Here is an 18,156-nt window from a genome sequence, read left to right as displayed (position 1 = left end):
TCAGTGCCCTTTCAGCGCGAGGCGCGCGTTCATGAAATTGACGAACTGGGCCAACGAGTAGTTGATCAGCAGGAACGACAGCATCAACAGACCCATGAGTTCCAGCGTCTGGCCGGATTGGGTAATCGACGTCGATACGATGTAGAACAAGTCGCTGAACCCGATCGCGACACCAAGTGTTGTTGCCTTCATGATGAAGATCCACTGGTTGCCGAGCGGAGGCATGATGGTGCGCAGCGCCATCGGCATCTTGATGTAGAACCAGATGGCGCGCGAGGAAAGACCAAGAGCCTTGCCGGCCTCGGTGAGACCGCTTGGAACCTCGTTGAGGCCGCCCCGAACGACTTCGGCAATATAGGCAGAACCATAGAGCGTGATCGCAAGGATCATCGCGACAAGTTCTATCGGCACGCCGATCCCGCCTCGAAACCGCAGACCCTGCTGGGCAGGTATCGAAAAGATTGAGCTGTCCGCAGGTGCGAAAATCCAGGCAAGCAGGAGCATCGCGCCAATGCCCGACACCAGCCAGAGGAGCAGCTTCTGCACCGGTTGCAAGCTCTTCTGGCGGAAAATCACCACCGCCAGCAGCGCAACAGCCGCAATCATTGCCAACACGACAGTCGGAGAAACGTTGAATCCGGGCAACATCAGACCCCGGTTCGACAGAAACGCAACTTCGCCCATCGTATAGGCCTGACGCGGCCCCGGCATGTGGATCAGGACCGCATACCAGAAAACAAGCTGAAGAATGAGCGGGAGGTTACGGAAAAGCTGGATGTAGACCGTGGCAAGGGAGTTTAAGCCAAGCTGCCGCGCATCTCTGGCGGTTCCGATGGCGAAACCGAGTATGGTCGACAAAACAATACAGATCAGCCCCAAAAACAACGTGTTCAGGAAGCCGATCAGCAGGGTTTTGGCGTAGCTGTCGTCAATGCTCCGGTCGATCAGCGAGAAAGAATAGGACCAACCGGTCGCACGCTCGAGAAATCCGAAGCCGCTCGTCATGTTGAGTTCGGTCAGATTCGTGTGGGCTGTCGATATCGCAACCCAGATTACGAGAACCACAAAGACGACGAGAAGCGTCTGGACCAGCATGTCCCGACGACTGCGCCTTAGCTTGAGAGCCGCAGCATCCATTTCCGGATCCTCCTTGCCGCAACACAATCAAAAGGCGGCAGCAGGTCACACTGCCGCCGCCCTGCGAACTTGTCTTAGTCGAGGATCGGTGCGTAGAGAACGCCGCCGTGGCTCCACAGATTGTTCAACCCGCGCTCGAGCTTGTAAGGAGATCCTTCACCGAGATTGCGATCATAAATCTCGCCGAAGTTGCCAACAGCCGCGATCATCTCCTTTGCCCATGTGTCGCGGATGCCGAGCCGCTCGCCCATGCCGGGGTCAACACCAAGAAGGCGGGCGATTTTCGGATTGGGCGGATTGGACGCCATTTCTTCCACGTTCGCAGACGTCACACCTTCTTCTTCTGCGATCAGGAGAGCTGCAATCATCCAGTTCACCATATCGACGAACTCTTCGTCCCCCTGGCGCATGGCTGCGGCAATCGGTTCGTTGGAGAGCTGGTCCGACAGGATGATATGGGCATCGGGCTTTTCAAGTTCTGTCGCACGCAGGACAGCCAGGAACGGTCCCCACGCCGCGAAGGCATCGCAGCGGTTCGCGAGGTAGGCGGCGCGCAGTTCAGACGCCTTCTCATAGGACACCATGGTGTGTTCGATACCAATCGTCTTGAGATAATTGCCTGCAAGGCGCTCGATTGTGGTTCCGGCTTCAACACAGATGGTGCCGCCGTCGAGTTCCTTGGCTTCGGTGATCCCCAGATCGCCATGGGCCATGAACTGGGTCCCGCCAAAGAAGTAGGGGAGGCTGAACTGCAACCCGACCTCGGTATCGCGCCCCATCGTCCAACCGGTTGCCTTGATGATCACATCGACATCACCCGACTGAAGCGCCGGAAAGCGTTGCGCCCAGCTGAGCGGCACGATCTGCGCCTTGTCCGGATCGCCAAGGATCGCGGTGGTCAGAGCTCGGCACATGTCGATGTCCAGGCCTTTCCATTCGTTTTTGTCGTTGACCTCAACAAATCCGAAATAGCTGCCGTTGTGGCCGCTGCACAAAAGAGTTCCCCGTTCCTCGATAGCCGTGACCGTCGAACTTTTCGCGGCGGCTGTTACGGGAGCCGCAACACCCGCGGCAAATGCAACCGCGCAGGCGATTTTTGCAAAATTGGTTGCCATTTTAGCTGTTCCCTGTTTTATATATCAGAACACGTGTTCCATTTAATAGGTTACGGTCACTCGAAAATGAGTCAAGTGAATTCTGGTGCCCCGGTTCAAACAAGCCAAATTTTCACCTGTGTGACCGGTCATTGGGCAGGTTATCGCGCTGGCGCATATTCCTTGGGCATGCCGGGTCCGCTCGAGATCCGAGCAATGCAATCAGTCGCACGTTGAGCGATGGGCCAAAGCCTGGAGTTTGATTGCAACGCCCTGGGAGTCACCTGAAACCCGGTTTCCAGTGCCAAGGGCCTTCAGCAGGAGTAAAGATGATTATCCGTTCCAATTATCCTGTCGACATGGCGGTCGTACCGGAGGTGAAGGCGTTCTTCGATCCGGCGACAAACACGATCAGCTACGTGGTCAGGGATCCGTCCTCAAAGGCCTGCGCCGTCGTCGACAGCGTCATGGATATCGATATCGCAGCCGGCCGCATCACCTATGACAACGCAAACGAGATCATCGCCTATATCGAGGAAAACGGGCTTGAGCTCGAATGGCTGATCGAAACACATGTCCATGCCGACCATCTCTCCGGAGCGCCCTACATCCAGCAGAAACTCGGCGGCAAACTGGGTATCGGCGACCAGATCACCGTCATCCAGGAAACCTTCGGCAAGGTTTTCAACGAGGGCACGGAATTCCAGCGCGACGGCAGCCAGTTCGACCGGCTGTTTCAGGATGGCGACACCTACCGGATCGGAGAGATGACCGCCTTTGCCATGGCCACACCCGGCCACACGCCGGCCTGCATGGTGCACGTGATGGGCAACGCCGCCTTTGCCGGCGACACGCTGTTCATGCCCGACGGCGGGTCGGCGCGTGCGGATTTCCCCGGCGGCGACGCGGCGATGCTTTACGATTCGATCCAGAAGGTGCTCGCCCTGCCGGAGGACATGCGCCTGTTCATGTGCCACGACTACGGCCCGAACGGGCGGGACATCCAGTGGGAGACCACAGTCGGCGACGAAAAGGAACACAACATCCATGTCGGCGGCGGCAAGACCCGGGAAGAGTTCGTGAAGTTCCGCACCGAACGCGATGCCCAGCTCTCCATGCCCAAGCTCATCATTCCGTCCATCCAGGTCAACATGCGTGCCGGCAAGCTGCCGCCTGCCGATGACAGCGGAAAGACCTTCCTGAAAGTGCCTGTGAACGCGCTTTGAGACGCCGGCTCGCGAAAAAGAAGCCTATTCCGCTCCGTTATATCCTTCTCCAAAAGGCGTTCTCGATCAGTCCAGAAGGACGGATCCTGACGGAGAATTCAGAGCAAAGGCCAGTCCTGCCTCACCCTGCGAGACTTCTGCCAGATGCCTCACGTTCAGCGTAGTGAGCATTGCCTCGATCCGCGAAGGGTCGGGATGCGTGAGCTTCACGGATTGCAGTCTCACCTCAAGATCCTGTTGGCCGGTCGATGGATGGGGACCCGGTGACCATTCAATAAAAGCAGGCAAGAGACCGTTTTCAGGAAGGCTTCCGTCGCGCGGGACGGTGAGCCTCCAGGTCCTGTCGCCGCGAGCGAAGTCCACTACCTCTCCCAGATCGACAGGGCTGTCAGCGATGATTCGGTCAAGGTCCGTTGTATTCACGACCCATGTCAACGCACGCGGCCGCTCGCTCAATCTCTTTTGGGTCGCCGCATCATCGAGAGTAAACCATCGCGCCCGGCCAGGATCCGGCGCGTCCGGATCGATCGCGATGAGTTCGAAAAAGCTCTCGTTTCCTGCCTGCATGACGCAGTTATGCGTGCTCATTGCTGCATGTTTGCCGCCTTTAGGAACATGGACCCCCAGCTTATCCTGGAGATAGGCAACACCTGTTTCGAGGTCTGAACACCCGATGGCGAAATGGTCGATCTTGTTTTGCATGACAGACTTAGTCCTGAAGGAGATTGAAGGCTTGGCGCAGATCGGTCCTGAGCGTTTCCGGATCGTCGAACCCGATGCTGAAGCGCAGCAAGGGTCCCTCGCCGAGTTGTCGGCTACGGTCTGACGTCATGGGCAGGACCAGGCTTTCGTAGCCGCCCCAGCTCACCCCGATCCCGAAACACTGCAACGCATTGACGAAGGATCGGAAATTCCGTTCGGTCGTCGGTTTGAAAATCACGGAAAAGAGCCCTGCGGCCCCGGAAAAATCGCGTTTCCAGTTTTGGTGGCCCGGACAACTCTCAAGCGCCGGATGAAGCACCCTGTCAACGCACGACTGCTGCGAAAGCCAGAGCGCCATTTCCTTGCCGGCACGATCCTGATGTTCCATCCGCATTTTCAGTGTGCGTACGCCCCGCAGCGTCAAAAGGACTTCCTGAGCGCCGGGCTTGTCACCGAGCAGCATGACGGTCTTTCGGATGCGTGCGTGAAATGGCCCGCTTGCAGCGATGACGCCCATCATCGCGTCGGAGTGACCGCAAAGATGCTTTGATCCGGAGTAGACGACCACGTCCGCACCGAGCGCCAGGGGTTTGCAAAAGACCGGCGAGGCCCATGTGTTGTCGAAAACGACGGGTACGCCCCTTTCTTTTGCCGCGCGCGCGATTTGCGGCAGATCGCAGACCTCAAACGTGCCGGATCCGGGCGCTTCCGCCATCACCGCACATGTGTTTTCGCGTATCCTGCCGTCGATGCCGCTCATCGGATCGAAAGGTTCGATCGCAACATTCATTGCTGCGAGAATGCCGTCGCAGAAACTTCTGGTGTTGCCGTAAAGATTTTCGGCAACGAGCAGATGCGCGCCAGGTGTCGCCAGGGCCAGCAGCGTTGAAGTAATGGCCGACACGCCTGAAGACGTCAGCGTTACTCCGTCCGCACCATCGAGCGCGGCCAGCAGATCCTCAAGCGAAAACGTCGCCGCATTTCCATAGCGGCCGTAGTAAGGCGTTCCGTTTTCGTAACGCGCTTCTCTTGCCGCTTCGAAGGCTTCGAGCGTGTCGAAGACGACGGTGGATCCCAGCTCCACAGGCCAGTTCACCTGTCTTCCGTCGGGACCATCAGGCCTGCCGCCGTGTACCAGGGCATCGGCCAGTGTCGTCGTTTTCATTCTGGTGGGCTCCCGAATTCGAGTAGTGTTGAATTGATGACACCGGTCCTTATGTGTGTCAATATATAGAAAATTTGTTCTGATTAGCGAAACAAAATGCCACTCACTTCAAATCACTGGGGTATCGGCTGCGTGCAAGTCGAAAACGGCCGGATTGTCTCAGTCGACCCGTATCCCGCAGACCCCGACCCCTCCCCTATCAACGGCAATATTGCCTCAAGCCTGAATGGCCAGGCCCGCGTTCTACGGCCAGCTGTACGCAAAGGCTGGCTCGAAAATGGTCCCGGTCCTTCAACACGCGGAGACGAGCCCTTTGTCGAAGTCAGTTGGGACACGGTGATCGACCTCCTTGCCGATGAGCTGAAGAGGGTGAGGGAGACGCACGGCAACAGTGCGATTTTTGCCGGTTCCTATGGTTGGTCGAGTGCAGGCCGATTTCATCATGCCCAGAGCCAGCTCAAGCGGTTCCTCAACACCCAGGGCGGGTTCGTTCGCTCGGAAGGAAACTACAGCTACAACGCGGCTTTGGGCCTGATGCCGTTCATAGTGGGCCCGTTCCGGAAGCACGTTGCGCAGGCCACACGCTGGTCAGTCATTGCGGATCATAGCGAGCTTGTTGTTCTGTTTGGCGGCCTCGCCATGCGCAACGCCCAGGTCAGCGACGGCGGCATCACGCAACACCGGCTCGGCGATAACCTTGCCAGATGTGCCCGCGAGGGTGTCCGTTTCGTCAATTTCAGCCCGCTACGAAGCGATGTTCTGGAGTGCGTAGACGCTGAATGGATTGCGCCGTTACCAGGCACCGACGTCGCCGTCATGATGGGCATTGCCCATACGCTTTTGGAAGAAAATCTGCACGACCAGACCTTCCTAGACCGCTACACCGTCGGCTTCGGCCAACTGGCTGCCTGTCTTCGCGGAGAAACGGACGGCATAGCCAAAACACCGGAATGGGCCGCAGACCGTTCCGGCATTCCAGCTGCGAGGCTGAGACTGCTTGCTCGGGAAATGGCCGCGAAGCGCACAATGATCTCATGCGCTGCCAGCCTGCAGCGCGCCGACTACGGGGAGCAGCCCCTCTGGATGACCGTTTCGCTTGCGGCCATGCTCGGCCAGGTCGGACTTCCGGGAGGCGGCTTCACGATCGGTTACGGCGTCAATGGCAATATCGGCAATATCGAGCGATTGTTCCGCCCCGGAGCGCTGCCACAGGGACAACGCCAGATACCGGACTTCATTCCGGTGAGCATGATTTCCGAAATGCTGCTGCACCCCGGGCAAGACTATACGTATCTGGGTCAAAATCTGACACTACCGAATACGAAAATGGTCTGGTGGGCGGGTGGCAATCCGTTTCACCACCATCAGGACCTGAACCGGCTGAGGCGCGCGTTTGCAACACCGGACACGATTGTTGTCAATGAGATCAACTGGACCGCGACGGCTCGTCACGCTGACATCGTCCTGCCCGTCGCAGCACCGCAGGAACGAACCGATTTTGGTGCCGGAAAATCCGACAACGCGTTGATCCCGATGCCTGCCTCTGTTGCTCCTCCCGGTGACGCGCGAACCGAGTTCGACATCTACTGCGACCTCTCAAGGCGCCTCGGGAAGGTGGACGATTTCTCAGAAGGCCTCGATGAGCACGGCTGGCTCACCAGGCTCTGGGAAGAAACGAGAACGGCCGCCAGCGAACACGGGATCGAGTTGCCGGACTGGGACACATTCATTTCAGGTGACGTGATTACCTTGCCCGACCCGTCGCCGAACCAGGTCTTCCTTGCAGACTACCGCGCGGAACCGGAAAAATTCGCGTTGCCGACACCCAGCGGACGTATCGAACTGTATTCCCAGGCGATAGCCGATATGAACCTGCTGGATTGCCCGGGGCATGCGAGCTGGTTCGAGCCGAGAGACAGGGCGGCCGCGAATGACCAAACCTATCCGCTCGCGCTTGTTTCGGGCCAGCCGGGAACCCGCCTCCACAGCCAGCTCGACAACGGCGCAACAAGCCTCGCATCGAAGATCCAGGAGCGCGAGCCTGTCCTGATACACCCGAGAGATGCAGCGAAACGGCACATCTGCGACGGCGACGTCGTCGAGCTTTACAACGCCCGCGGCCGCTGTCTTGCCGGCGCCAGGGTGACGGAAGATATTCGCGAAGGATGCGTGTTTCTATGGACCGGGGCCTGGTATGACCCGGATTTCTCACGCCCGGATCAGCGCGACCGACATGGGAACCCGAACGTTCTGACTCATGACAACAGGACGTCGTCACTCACACAAAGCACGGCTGCGCATTCGACAAACATCGAAATCCGGCTACCGCAAGGGTCCGTTCCTCCGGTCCAGGCACATGTACCGCCTCGATTTACCTTTGCGGATACGTCCGCTACATTGCCGAAAACCGCCAGCAAAGACTGACTATGTCCGAAAAAAAACCGACCGAAGCAAAAGTAGACTCCACACTCTCCAAAGGCCTGGCAATCCTCGAAAAGCTCGCCGAAGCGCGCCGGTCACTTGGTGTCACAGAGATCTCCCGCGCACTGGACCTGACCAAGTCGAATACGTTCCGCCTGCTACAGACGCTCTCCAGACTCGGCTATGTCGCACAGCGGGAAGACGGCAGCTACGCGGTTACACTCAAGATGTGGCAAGTCGGACGCTCAACGGTCGACAGTCTCAACCTGAGAGAACTCGCGGCTCCCGAAATGGCCTATCTCGCCGACGAGACGGGCGAGACGATCTATCTGGCGGTCCCCGAACAATTCAATGTCGTTTACATCGACAAGATCGAAAGCAAGAAGCCGATCCGGTCCTGGAACCCGATCGGAGGATCGGCCCCGATCCACTGTGTCGGGACCGGCAAGGCAATCCTGGCCGCGAATTATAACAGCTTGCGGGAAAAGTTGTCTGAACCTCTGCAGTCGTTCACGAACCGCACCTTGACCTCGCTGAGCCAGCTCGATGCGGACATCGAAGCCACGCAAATGCGCGGCTATGCATTTGACACGGGCGAATTCCGCGACCGCATTTTGAGCTTTGGAGCTGCGATCAAATTGCCGGATGGTGAAGCCGTCGCGGCAATCGGCATCTCGGTCCCGAACGTCAACCTGCCCGACAATGCGGAAGAACGCTTCGGTTCTCTTTCAGCGCATGCGGCCGAAGCGGTTTCCCGCAAACTCTCCAGAGTGTAACCCCCACGCACCACGAGACGCGCTTTCGCCAGGCGGAACGCGCCTCGCCGCTCCTGGTCTTTCCTGATTATGACTTGGGTTCCGGCATGTCCACCGGACCGCCCTTTTCCGCCCATTTGGAAAAACCTTCTCTCAAATGCGCGGCCTCAAAGCCCATGTCCTGAAGCGTCGCAACCGTCAGCGCCGAGCGCCAACCGGACGCGCAGTGGAAGATGAATTTTTTGTCTTCGCCGAATATCTCCTTGAAATAGGGGCTTTCCGGGTCGACCCAGAATTCAACCATGCCCCTTGGTGCATGTACGCTCCCGGGTATGAAGCCGGACCTTTGCCGCTCGCGCACATCGCGAATGTCGACAACCACGACATTGTCATCATCCAGAAGCTGGATCAGGTCCTGGATCTCGATTTCTTCAATACGTTCCCGTGCTTCGGCGACCATGCCTGCGGAGTTCTTCCTGAGTTTTTTCATATCGCTCTCTGTTTCGATATATAAAACGAATATTTCTTATGTTGACACACACCCATTATTTTTGCAACTAATCCAGTATGGGCACGTTTGTGTAACAACGGTAGACAGGAGGCTGTTGCGGTGACCCGAACAATGCCGATTTCCCTTTGGGATGCTTCAGCCGAAGAACGCGACTTCGAAGGACGGTTGCCGGAAGGCGAAACGTTTGACGTTGCCATTGTCGGCGGTGGCTTCACCGGTCTGTCCACTGCGCTGCATTGCTCCGAAGCCGGACTTTCCACCTGTGTCATCGAGGCCAATCATGTCGGGTTCGGCGGGTCCGGTCGAAATGTCGGTTTGGTGAATGCGGGGATCTGGCTGCCACCGACACAGGTCCGCGAAAAACTGGGAACCACCTATGGCCCGCGCTTCCTGCAGCGGTTCGGTCAGGGGCCCGAGATGGTTTTCGATCTCATCGAAAAGCACCAGATCAGATGCGAGGCAACCCGCCAGGGGACGATCCATGCCGCGCATGCTCCTTCCGGATTTCGCGACCTGGAGGCACGATGGAAAGAATGGAACTCCATGGGCGAGCCGGTCGACCTGCTCGGGCGGGAGGAAATCGCAGACAAAATCGGCACGGATACGTTCCACGGCGGCCTGATTGATCGCCGCGCCGGAACCGTCAATCCGATGGGATATTGCCGCGGCCTTGCGCGTGCGGCAACGGCGGCCGGTGCCAAGATCTGCACGGGCGTAAAGGTTACCAATCTCCTGAAGCAGACCGATGGCTGGGCCGTTGAAACCGACAGAGGGCACGTGCAGTCGAAAGCTGTGGTTCTCGGCACAAACGCCTATACAGATGCATTGTGGCCCGGGCTCAACAAGACCTACACAATGATCCACTATTTCCAGCTGGCCACCGAGCCACTGGGGGAAAAAGCTGCTCACATCCTGCCGGAAAGACAGGGGCTCTGGGATACGGCACCGGTCATGTTCTCACTCCGCAAGGACAACAACGACCGGCTGATCATCGGGTCGATGGGCAAGGTCATAGGCACGAAGTCCAGCGGACTTTCCCAACGTTGGGCGCAAAAGCGAATTTCGAAGATGTTTCCCGATCTTGGCAGGGTCCGGTTTGAAGAAGCCTGGCATGGCCAGATTGCCATGACGCCCGACCATCTGCCGCGCATACACACGTTGGACGAAGGGCTCTACACACCCATCGGCTACAACGGCCGCGGCATTACCACAGGGACGATTTTCGGACAGGGCATGGCGGGACTTCTGACAGGCATGGATCCCAAAGACCTTCCCTTGCCGATCACAGATGTAACTGCCGTTGCGTCCGCGCCGCTGATGTCCCGCTTCTACAATCTTGCCTTCACTGCCAACCAGTTCATCAAGGGTTTTTAAACAGAATGGATATGTCGGACATTCGTGTTGGCGTGGATATCGGCGGCACGTTTACGGATGTGGCACTGGATTACCCGGGTGGCATGGCCACGTGCAAGGTGCTGACGGACTATAGCGAACCCGAACGTGCGATCCTGAAAGGGATTGAGACAGCCGCACATAAGGCAGGCATTCAACTTCACGCAATCGATCAGGTCATCCATGGCACAACACTGGTCACCAACGCACTGATCGAACGGCGTGGTGCGCGGACAGCGTTTGTCACCACCGAAGGTTTTCGGGATGTCATCGAGATGCGGTCCGAGAACCGCTTCGAGCAGTATGACCTCAACCTCGAATTGCCGAAGCCGCTTGTTCCGCGCAAGGACCGTTTCACGCTCAACGAACGCGTCGGACCGCAAGGCCAGGTGCTTCTCGATCTTGATGCCGGCGAAACGCGGCGTCTGGCGCAACGGATCGTTGACGCTGAATATCAGGCCGTCGCAATCGGGCTGATGCACGCCTATGCCAACGATGCGCATGAGCGCATGATGGCGGACGCGCTGCGAAAGCTGGCACCTGACCTGTCGATTTCGCTGTCTTCGGTGATCTCTCCACAGATGCGCGAACTGCCACGCTTCAACACGGTGATCGCAAACGCATATGTGCAGCCGCAGGTCTCCGCCTATCTCAACCGGCTTGTGGCGAAACTCCGGAACGCGGACATTTCCGCTCCGGTGTTCATGCTCCACTCCGGCGGTGGTCTCATCTCGGTGGAAACAGCGTCCGAGCAACCGGTCCGGCTTCTGGAATCCGGACCTGCGGGAGGCGCAATCTTTGCCGCGGAATTTGCCAGATCCCACCAGATCGACAAGGTCATGTCGTTTGACATGGGCGGAACCACCGCAAAAATCTGTCTGATTGAGGATGGCGCTCCCAAAACGGCAAACACGTTCGAAGTCGCCAGGACCTACCGTTTCAAAAAAGGGTCGGGTATGACCGTGTCCACGCCAGTTGTCGAGATGGTCGAGATCGGCGCTGGCGGCGGCTCCATCGCGTCAATAGACACCATGGGGCGTATCCAGGTCGGCCCACGTTCGGCGTCGTCCGAACCGGGGCCTGCCTGTTATCAGCGCGGCGGCGCGGAACCAACTGTCACCGATAGCAATCTCGTGCTCGGGCGGCTCGATCCGGACAATTTCGCAGGCGGCGAAATCCCGTTGTCGGTTGATCTCGCGCAGCAGGCGCTTTCAGAACGGATTGCCGAAGCCCAATCGATCCCGGTCACCGAAGCCGCTTTTGGCGTCACCGAAATGGTCGACGAAAACATGGCCAATGCGGCTCGCGTTCACACGGTAGAAAACGGCCGGGATATCGAACATTTCACGATGATCGGCTTTGGCGGTGGCGCACCGCTGCACGCCTGCAGGCTCTGCGAGAAGCTCGGCATCAAAGCGCTGCTGATCCCTCCCGGTGCCGGTGTCGGCTCTGCGATCGGCTTTTTGCGCGCGCCGTTCAGTTATGAAGCAACCAGAGGCCTTTTTCAGACCCTCGCGTCGTTCGACGCCGATGCGGTCAACGCGGCACTCGAAGCCATGGAAGCGGAAGCGCGCGCCTTTGTTCGTGCCGGTATCGGAGACGGCCGCACAACAACCCGCCTCACGGCGTTCATGCGGTATGCCGGGCAGGGCTGGGAAATCCCCGTCCCGCTGCCGCACAAGACTTTCACCACCGGGGATACGGACGCTGTTCTGGCCGAATTCGAAAGTGCTTACAGGATGCTGTTCGGCAGGACGATCGACGGGCTCGCACCGGAAATCACAAACTGGTCTCTCATCGTGGCCTCCGAAAGACCTCAACCGGAGACAACGAAGTCGCAGGCAGGTTCGAAGAGGGCCGCCGTCCTGCGCACGCGCCCGATATTTGACGCCGCACTGCGCAGCATCGTCGAAGCGCAGGAAGTCGAACGCTCAGCGATGACGCCAGACAGTGTCATCGCGGGTCCGGCCGTAATCATCGAGGCGGAAACCACCACCATCGTCACGTCCGCTTATCGCGCCGTTGGTCAATCCGACGGCTGCCTGTTGCTGGTCCGGAAGGATGCCAAATGACGCCGACCGCCATTGACTACCAGATCATGTGGAACCGCCTCGTCGCTGTCGTCGAGGAGCAGGCAACGACCCTGATCCGGACAGCGTTTTCAACCTCCGTCCGCGAAGCGGGAGACCTCTCTGCGGGCCTCTTCGACCGCAGCGGCCGGATGATGGCGCAGGCAGTGACCGGCACGCCGGGCCACGTCAATGCCATGGCTGAAAGCGTTACGCATTTCGCGCGTGAAATCGGCTCGCAGAATATTTTCGACGGCGACGTCTTCATCACCAATGATCCGTGGCTCGGGACGGGGCACCTGCATGACATCACCGTTGTTACACCGGTGTTCCGCCGCGGCCTGCATATCGGATTTTTCGCCTGCACGGCGCATGTCGTCGACATCGGCGGGCGCGGCTTCGGACCGGATGCAGGTGAGGTCTTCGAAGAAGGCCTCCTGATCCCGATCTGCAAGTTTGCCGAGCGCGGCGAGGTCAACGAGCTTCTGGTCTCCGTCATTCGCGCAAATGTCAGAACGCCGGATCAGACTGTCGGGGACATGTACTCACTCGCAGCCTGCAACGAAGCGGGCAATCGCCGTCTGCAGGCAATGCTCGACGAATTCCGGATCGACGATCTGGACGGCCTTTCCGACTTCATCATGGATGCCAGCCGAAAGGCGACCCGCGAAGCGATTGCAAAAGTACCCGATGGCACTTACCGGCATGACATGACGGTCGATGGCTATGATCGTCCGGTGGAGATCGTGGTGACGCTGAAGATCGACGGTGACCGCTTGTCGGCGGATTTCAGCGGAACGAGCGGCATGAGTGCCTTCGGTGTGAATGTGCCGGAAGTCTATACCAGAGCCTATGCCTGCTACGGCCTGAAATGCGCGATTGCGGCAAGTGTCCCGAACAACACCGGGTCGCTGGATCCTTTTGAAATTTCCGCGCCCGAAGGCTGCATCCTTGCCGCGAAGCGGCCGGCGCCTGTCTCTGTGCGCCACGTTCTCGGGCATCTGGTGCCAGATGTCGTTCTCGGCGCACTGCACAAGGCCATGCCCGGAACGGTTCCCGCCGAAGGCGCATCCGCGCTCTGGAATATTCAGATTTCCGCCCGTCCGAGCGATCCGGAGACCGGCCTGGAAAACGCAGAAATTCTGATGTTCAACTCCGGTGGAACGGGTGCACGCCCTTCTGTAGACGGACTTTCGGCGACGGCCTTTCCCTCAGGCGTTTCGACCATGAGCGTCGAAGCAACCGAGCATGTCGGGCCAATTACCGTCTGGCGCAAGGATCTGCGCGAGGGGTCCGGAGGCGCGGGGGCCCTGCGCGGTGGCCTTGGCCAGGTCATCGAGATCGAAGCGCGCGACGGCTATGACTTCTGGTTCAATGCAATGTTCGACCGGGTCGAAAATCCCGCGCGGGGACGCGAGGGCGGCCATCCGGGGGCCGCAGGCCGTGTTGAACTGACTGACGGAACGCGCCTCAAGTCCAAAGGGCGGCAACGCGTGCGCAACGGACAGCGTCTGAAGCTGAGCCTGCCCGGCGGCGGCGGATATGGCGATCCCAAACAACGGGACCGGTCGCGGCTTATTGCAGATATTGAAGCCGGAATGATCACAGCTGATCAGGCCGCAAAAGACTACGGATATTCTGGAGAAGATAAATGAGCGAGAAAGTCGCACTCGTGACGGGCGCTGCTCAGGGCATCGGATATGCCTGCGCCGAAGCACTGGCCGAAGACGGTTTCAAAGTTGTCCTGTCCGACATTCAGGAAAGCGTTCATCAGGCTGCCACGCGTCTCGGCGGCACGGGCTATGTTTGCGACATGGGCAATGTCGAGCAGATTAACGCCACGTTCGACCGGATCGAAGCCGAGGCGGGGCCGGTCGCAGCTCTCGTCAACAATGCGGGCATTGCGATGCCGGGAGACTTTCTCAAATATTCGCTCGAAGACTTCAAGAGGGTGCTCGACGTCAATCTGATCGGCGTCTTCCACGCAACCCAGCGGGCTGCAAACACGATGGTCGACCGCGGCATCAAGGGTGCGATCGTGAACATGTCCTCGATCAACGCACAGGTCGCCATTCCCGCAATTCCTGCCTATTGCGCGTCAAAGGGCGGTGTCATGCAGCTGACCAAGGCCGCGGCCCTGTCGCTGGCGCCTCACGGCATTCGGGTAAATGCTGTCGGGCCCGGCTCCATCGATACGGAAATGATGGCCGGTGTGAACGCAAATCCGGAAGCCCTTGCAAAGGTCATGTCGCGGACCCCGATGGGCCGGGTCGGAACCGCCCGCGAGATCGGTAACACGGTGGCTTTCCTTGCATCGGAAAAGGCCAGCTACATCACCGGCGAGACGATTTATGTCGACGGTGGCCGCCTTGGTCTGAACTACACGGTATGAACTTATGAGCGGCTACACGGAAACCTATCGAGCCTGGCTGGACGATCCTGAAGCGTTCTGGATGAATGCTGCGAAGGATATCGACTGGATCAAGGCTCCGGACATCGCGTTCGACCCGGATGCCGGAGCCTACGGGCGCTGGTTTCCGGATGGGGTCTGCAACACGTGCTGGAACGCGGTAGACCGCCACGTCGCCGCCGGACATGGAGAGCGTCTCGCACTCGTGCACGACAGCCCGGTCACCGCGTCCAGACAAAGCTTCACCTACGCAGAACTGCAAACAGAGGTCGGCGCGCTCGCCCAGGTCCTTCTTGACAGTGGTGTCGAGAAGGGTGACCGCGTCATCATCTATATGCCGATGGTTCCTGAAGCCATATTCGCAATGCTTGCGTGTGCTCGCCTTGGGGCCATTCATTCCGTCGTTTTTGGAGGCTTCGCCGCGGCGGAGCTCGCGACCCGGATTGAAGACGCCAAACCGAAGATCATCATTTCGGCATCCTGCGGCATCGAGCCCAATCGCGTCGTCGCCTACAAGCCGCTTCTCGATGCAGCCATCGAGATGTCGGAGGACAAGCCTGAAAAGTGCGTCGTTCTTCAGCGGGACGCGCTGGCAGCGGACATGATTTCCGGCCGCGACCTGGACTACGCGGAGACTGTCGGCGCAGCGCGTGGAGCCATTCCGGACTGCGTTCCCGTCAAGGCCACCGATCCGGCCTATATTCTCTACACATCCGGAACGACCGGTCAGCCGAAGGGCGTCGTGCGCGACACTGGCGGTCACATGGTCGCGATGAAATGGTCGATGGAACATCATTACGGCGTGAAACCGGGGGACGTCTTCTGGGCGGCGTCCGACGTCGGCTGGGTGGTCGGTCATTCCTACATCTGTTATGCCCCTCTTCTCCACGGCTGTGCGACGATTGTTTACGAGGGCAAGCCGGTTGGAACACCGGATGCGGGCGCATTCTGGCGCGTCATCGCGGAACACAAGGTTGTTGCGCTCTTCACCGCACCGACCGCCTTTCGCGCCATTCGCAAGGAAGATCCGTCGGGCAAGCTGATCGACAACTACGATCTGAGCCGCTTCCGGACCCTGTTTCTGGCAGGCGAAAGGTCCGATCCGGCAACCATCGAGTGGGCGCAGCAGAAGCTGCAACGCCCTGTGATTGACCACTGGTGGCAGACCGAGACCGGTTGGCCGATGTCCGGCAATCCCGTGGGGCTTGGGGTGCTGCCCGTCAAACCGGGATCCCCCGGGGTCCCGATGCCGGGATACAAGATCGACGTCCTGGATGACGCCGGCAATCCGGTTCCGCCCGGAACACTGGGCAACATTGTCTGCAAACTGCCCCTGCCGCCGTCCGGAACGCCCACGCTCTGGAACGCCGAGGAGCGTTTTTTCAACGCGTATCTGAAAGACTTCCCCGGCTATTACACGACGTCTGACGCCGGCATCATTGACGAGGACGGGTATGTCTTCATTATGGCGCGCACGGACGACATCATCAATGTTGCGGGGCATCGTCTCTCGACAGGCGCCATGGAAGAGGTGATCGCGGCGCACAAGGACATTGCCGAATGCGCGGTCATCGGAGCCGCAGACGCCCTGAAGGGACAGATGCCGATCGGTTTCTTCGTTCAAAACGATGGTGCCGGCCGGGACGAGGTTGAGCTTGAAAAAGAACTTGTTGCCCTGGTGCGGGAAAAAATCGGCGCCGTCGCAGCCTTCAAGACAGCCATGGAGGTGAAGCGGCTTCCCAAGACACGATCCGGCAAGGTTCTGCGTGGGACGATGCAAAAACTCGCCGACAACCGGGAATTCAAGATCCCGGCGGCAATCGACGACCCCGCGATCCTCGATGAAATTGCAGACGTGCTTGTCGACCACGGTTACAGAAAGGTGCAGGGATGATCGAACGGATTCACACTGGTCAGCGCATGAGCAAGATCGTCAAGCACAACGGGGTCGCTTATCTCTGCGGCCAGGTTGGTGCAGGCGACAGCGTCGCCGAACAGACCCGAGACTGCCTCGCACGCGTCGACGCCCTTCTCACCGAAGCGGGGTCCGACCGGGAGCACATCCTGCAGGCAATCGTCTGGTTGGCGGACATGGCCGATTTTGCAGAAATGAACGCCGTCTGGGATCACTGGGTTCCGGAAGGACATGCCCCGGCGCGCGCCTGCGGCGAAGCACGCCTCGCCCGCGACATATTGAAAGTGGAAATCATCGTGACCGCTGCCGTCAAGGAGGACACCTGAGATGGACATGCCCGCTGTCGAACTCCGCAAGGTAAACAAGTATTACGGAAGCTTCCACGCGCTCAAGGATATCGACTTTGCCGTTACCAAGGGTGAAAAGATCGTCGTCTGCGGCCCTTCAGGATCAGGTAAGTCGACCATGATCCGAACCATAAACCAGCTCGAGGAGCATCAGTCGGGTGAAATCCTGATCCATGGAGACGAAATCTACGCCGACGCGCCGAATATCGAAACGCTCCGGCGTGACGTCGGTATGGTGTTTCAGCACTTCAACTTGTTCCCGCACATGACCATTTTGGAAAACTGCACGCTTGCTCCGATGCTGGCGCGCAAGGAAAGCCAGAGCGAAGCGGAAGAGCGCGCAATGGGATATCTGGAAAAGGTCCGGATCGCCGATCAGGCGCTGAAATATCCCGGTCAATTGTCCGGCGGACAGCAGCAGCGTGTTGCAATCGCACGCGCGCTTTGCATGAAGCCTGATATTCTTTTGTTTGATGAGCCGACCTCCGCGCTCGATCCGGAGATGATCGGCGAGGTTCTGGACGTGATGGAAACGCTTGCAAAGGAAGGCATGACGATGATCTGCGTCACGCACGAAATGGGTTTTGCAAGACGCGTTGCCGACAGGGTCATTTTCATGGATGCAGGCCAGATTGTTGAGGAAGCGGATCCGGAATCCTTCTTCGATAATCCGACCAACCCCAGGACCAAACTGTTTCTCGAGCAGGTGCTTACACACTGAATGGAGAACATCTGCTTTTCTACGTGAAACACACCTTCGATCCCGAGTTTTGATGGCGCAGTTTTCTCCCGGGCATGGAAGGAAGCACAACGGTGCAGGTTCTTCTGTGCGCTTACAAGTTTCACTGGTTTTGTGCTCAGGATTTGGTGTTTTCTGCCCCGTTGCGTCGGACTTTGTCCTCCTTCCGGGGACCCCGGTCATGTTAAAATCTGTATCCATTACCAACAAAAAAGCCGCCCAAGAGGGGCGGCTGTTTTTGTTGGTTGCGGGAGCAGGATTTGAACCTGCGAC

Annotated in this window: 15 protein-coding genes; 10 read left to right on the top strand and 5 right to left on the bottom strand. The window is 58.7% G+C overall.

Translation table 11 applies throughout. The features are described from left to right. The gene (locus RBB49_RS20170; protein ID WP_306144691.1) at positions 1-1,137 is read right to left on the bottom strand and encodes an ABC transporter permease subunit; all 1,137 of its coding nucleotides are present in this window, start codon (positions 1,135-1,137) and stop codon (positions 1-3) included. Between the two features lie 74 nt (positions 1,138-1,211). After that, positions 1,212-2,252, bottom strand: coding sequence for an amino acid ABC transporter substrate-binding protein (locus RBB49_RS20165; protein ID WP_306144690.1), 1,041 nt, complete (start codon positions 2,250-2,252; stop codon positions 1,212-1,214). A 308-nt stretch (positions 2,253-2,560) separates the two neighbouring features. Between RBB49_RS20165 and RBB49_RS20160 the strand changes: the two genes are divergently transcribed. Continuing rightward, positions 2,561-3,457, top strand: a complete 897-nt coding sequence (locus RBB49_RS20160) for an MBL fold metallo-hydrolase (protein ID WP_306144689.1) — start codon at positions 2,561-2,563, stop codon at positions 3,455-3,457. A 66-nt stretch (positions 3,458-3,523) separates the two neighbouring features. On the opposite strand, the gene RBB49_RS20155 is transcribed toward RBB49_RS20160, so the two are convergent. Together RBB49_RS20155 and RBB49_RS20150 are read right to left on the bottom strand one after the other, a co-directional pair. Further along, a complete protein-coding gene (locus RBB49_RS20155) occupies positions 3,524-4,159 on the bottom strand; it encodes a VOC family protein (RefSeq protein ID WP_306144688.1) in 636 nt (211 codons plus the stop codon). Between the two features lie 7 nt (positions 4,160-4,166). Next, positions 4,167-5,324: a PLP-dependent aspartate aminotransferase family protein gene (locus tag RBB49_RS20150; RefSeq protein WP_306144687.1), complete on the bottom strand. Its 1,158-nt coding sequence runs from the start codon at positions 5,322-5,324 to the stop codon at positions 4,167-4,169. Between the two features lie 96 nt (positions 5,325-5,420). On the opposite strand from RBB49_RS20150, the gene RBB49_RS20145 reads away from it, so the two are divergent. Continuing rightward, complete coding sequence (locus tag RBB49_RS20145) at positions 5,421-7,748, top strand: molybdopterin-dependent oxidoreductase (protein WP_306144686.1); 2,328 nt, start codon at positions 5,421-5,423, stop codon at positions 7,746-7,748. 2 nt (positions 7,749-7,750) lie between these two features. Then, complete coding sequence (locus RBB49_RS20140; RefSeq protein WP_306144685.1) at positions 7,751-8,521, top strand: IclR family transcriptional regulator; 771 nt, start codon at positions 7,751-7,753, stop codon at positions 8,519-8,521. Positions 8,522-8,588: 67 nt separating this feature from the next. Here the strand turns inward: RBB49_RS20140 and RBB49_RS20135 are convergent, their stop codons facing one another. After that, positions 8,589-8,990, bottom strand: coding sequence for a rhodanese-like domain-containing protein (locus tag RBB49_RS20135; RefSeq protein ID WP_306144684.1), 402 nt, complete (start codon positions 8,988-8,990; stop codon positions 8,589-8,591). Between the two features lie 120 nt (positions 8,991-9,110). Between RBB49_RS20135 and RBB49_RS20130 the strand changes: the two genes are divergently transcribed. The 7 genes from RBB49_RS20130 to RBB49_RS20100 are packed head-to-tail and all read left to right on the top strand — an operon-like array spanning position 9,111 to position 17,865. Further along, positions 9,111-10,385, top strand: coding sequence for an FAD-binding oxidoreductase (locus RBB49_RS20130; RefSeq protein ID WP_306144683.1), 1,275 nt, complete (start codon positions 9,111-9,113; stop codon positions 10,383-10,385). 5 nt (positions 10,386-10,390) lie between these two features. After that, entirely contained in the window at positions 10,391-12,475 is a 2,085-nt protein-coding gene (locus RBB49_RS20125) for a hydantoinase/oxoprolinase family protein (RefSeq protein ID WP_306144682.1), read from the top strand. Then, positions 12,472-14,127, top strand: coding sequence for a hydantoinase B/oxoprolinase family protein (locus RBB49_RS20120; protein WP_306144681.1), 1,656 nt, complete (start codon positions 12,472-12,474; stop codon positions 14,125-14,127). Before RBB49_RS20125 ends, RBB49_RS20120 begins: the two co-directional genes overlap by 4 nt. After that, positions 14,124-14,864, top strand: coding sequence for an SDR family NAD(P)-dependent oxidoreductase (locus RBB49_RS20115; RefSeq protein ID WP_306144680.1), 741 nt, complete (start codon positions 14,124-14,126; stop codon positions 14,862-14,864). Before RBB49_RS20120 ends, RBB49_RS20115 begins: the two co-directional genes overlap by 4 nt. Positions 14,865-14,868: 4 nt before the next feature. Next, a complete protein-coding gene (locus RBB49_RS20110; RefSeq protein WP_306144679.1) occupies positions 14,869-16,776 on the top strand; it encodes a propionyl-CoA synthetase in 1,908 nt (635 codons plus the stop codon). Then, a complete protein-coding gene (locus RBB49_RS20105) occupies positions 16,773-17,123 on the top strand; it encodes a RidA family protein (RefSeq protein WP_306144678.1) in 351 nt (116 codons plus the stop codon). The genes RBB49_RS20110 and RBB49_RS20105 overlap by 4 nt, the downstream gene beginning before the upstream one ends. A 1-nt stretch (position 17,124) precedes the next feature. Next, complete coding sequence (locus tag RBB49_RS20100; RefSeq protein WP_306144677.1) at positions 17,125-17,865, top strand: amino acid ABC transporter ATP-binding protein; 741 nt, start codon at positions 17,125-17,127, stop codon at positions 17,863-17,865. Positions 17,866-18,156 lie beyond the last annotated feature (291 nt).

It is taken from the genome of Roseibium sp. MMSF_3412 (genome assembly GCF_030733265.1).
Classification (GTDB): Bacteria; Pseudomonadota; Alphaproteobacteria; order Rhizobiales; family Stappiaceae; genus Roseibium.
This window is presented reverse-complemented; position numbering and strand designations above follow the sequence as displayed.

What these genes read in the sequence shown, in the direction of transcription:
- RBB49_RS20170 (WP_306144691.1), bottom strand. Translation starts at nt 1,137, where the DNA reads ATGGATGCTGCGGCTCTCAAGCTAAGGCGCAGTCGTCGGGACATGCTG.
- RBB49_RS20165 (WP_306144690.1), bottom strand. Translation starts at nt 2,252, where the DNA reads ATGGCAACCAATTTTGCAAAAATCGCCTGCGCGGTTGCATTTGCCGCG.
- RBB49_RS20160 (WP_306144689.1), top strand. Translation starts at nt 2,561, where the DNA reads ATGATTATCCGTTCCAATTATCCTGTCGACATGGCGGTCGTACCGGAG.
- RBB49_RS20155 (WP_306144688.1), bottom strand. Translation starts at nt 4,159, where the DNA reads ATGCAAAACAAGATCGACCATTTCGCCATCGGGTGTTCAGACCTCGAA.
- RBB49_RS20150 (WP_306144687.1), bottom strand. Translation starts at nt 5,324, where the DNA reads ATGAAAACGACGACACTGGCCGATGCCCTGGTACACGGCGGCAGGCCT.
- RBB49_RS20145 (WP_306144686.1), top strand. Translation starts at nt 5,421, where the DNA reads ATGCCACTCACTTCAAATCACTGGGGTATCGGCTGCGTGCAAGTCGAA.
- RBB49_RS20140 (WP_306144685.1), top strand. Translation starts at nt 7,751, where the DNA reads ATGTCCGAAAAAAAACCGACCGAAGCAAAAGTAGACTCCACACTCTCC.
- RBB49_RS20135 (WP_306144684.1), bottom strand. Translation starts at nt 8,990, where the DNA reads ATGAAAAAACTCAGGAAGAACTCCGCAGGCATGGTCGCCGAAGCACGG.
- RBB49_RS20125 (WP_306144682.1), top strand. Translation starts at nt 10,391, where the DNA reads ATGGATATGTCGGACATTCGTGTTGGCGTGGATATCGGCGGCACGTTT.
- RBB49_RS20120 (WP_306144681.1), top strand. Translation starts at nt 12,472, where the DNA reads ATGACGCCGACCGCCATTGACTACCAGATCATGTGGAACCGCCTCGTC.
- RBB49_RS20115 (WP_306144680.1), top strand. Translation starts at nt 14,124, where the DNA reads ATGAGCGAGAAAGTCGCACTCGTGACGGGCGCTGCTCAGGGCATCGGA.
- RBB49_RS20110 (WP_306144679.1), top strand. Translation starts at nt 14,869, where the DNA reads ATGAGCGGCTACACGGAAACCTATCGAGCCTGGCTGGACGATCCTGAA.
- RBB49_RS20105 (WP_306144678.1), top strand. Translation starts at nt 16,773, where the DNA reads ATGATCGAACGGATTCACACTGGTCAGCGCATGAGCAAGATCGTCAAG.
- RBB49_RS20100 (WP_306144677.1), top strand. Translation starts at nt 17,125, where the DNA reads ATGGACATGCCCGCTGTCGAACTCCGCAAGGTAAACAAGTATTACGGA.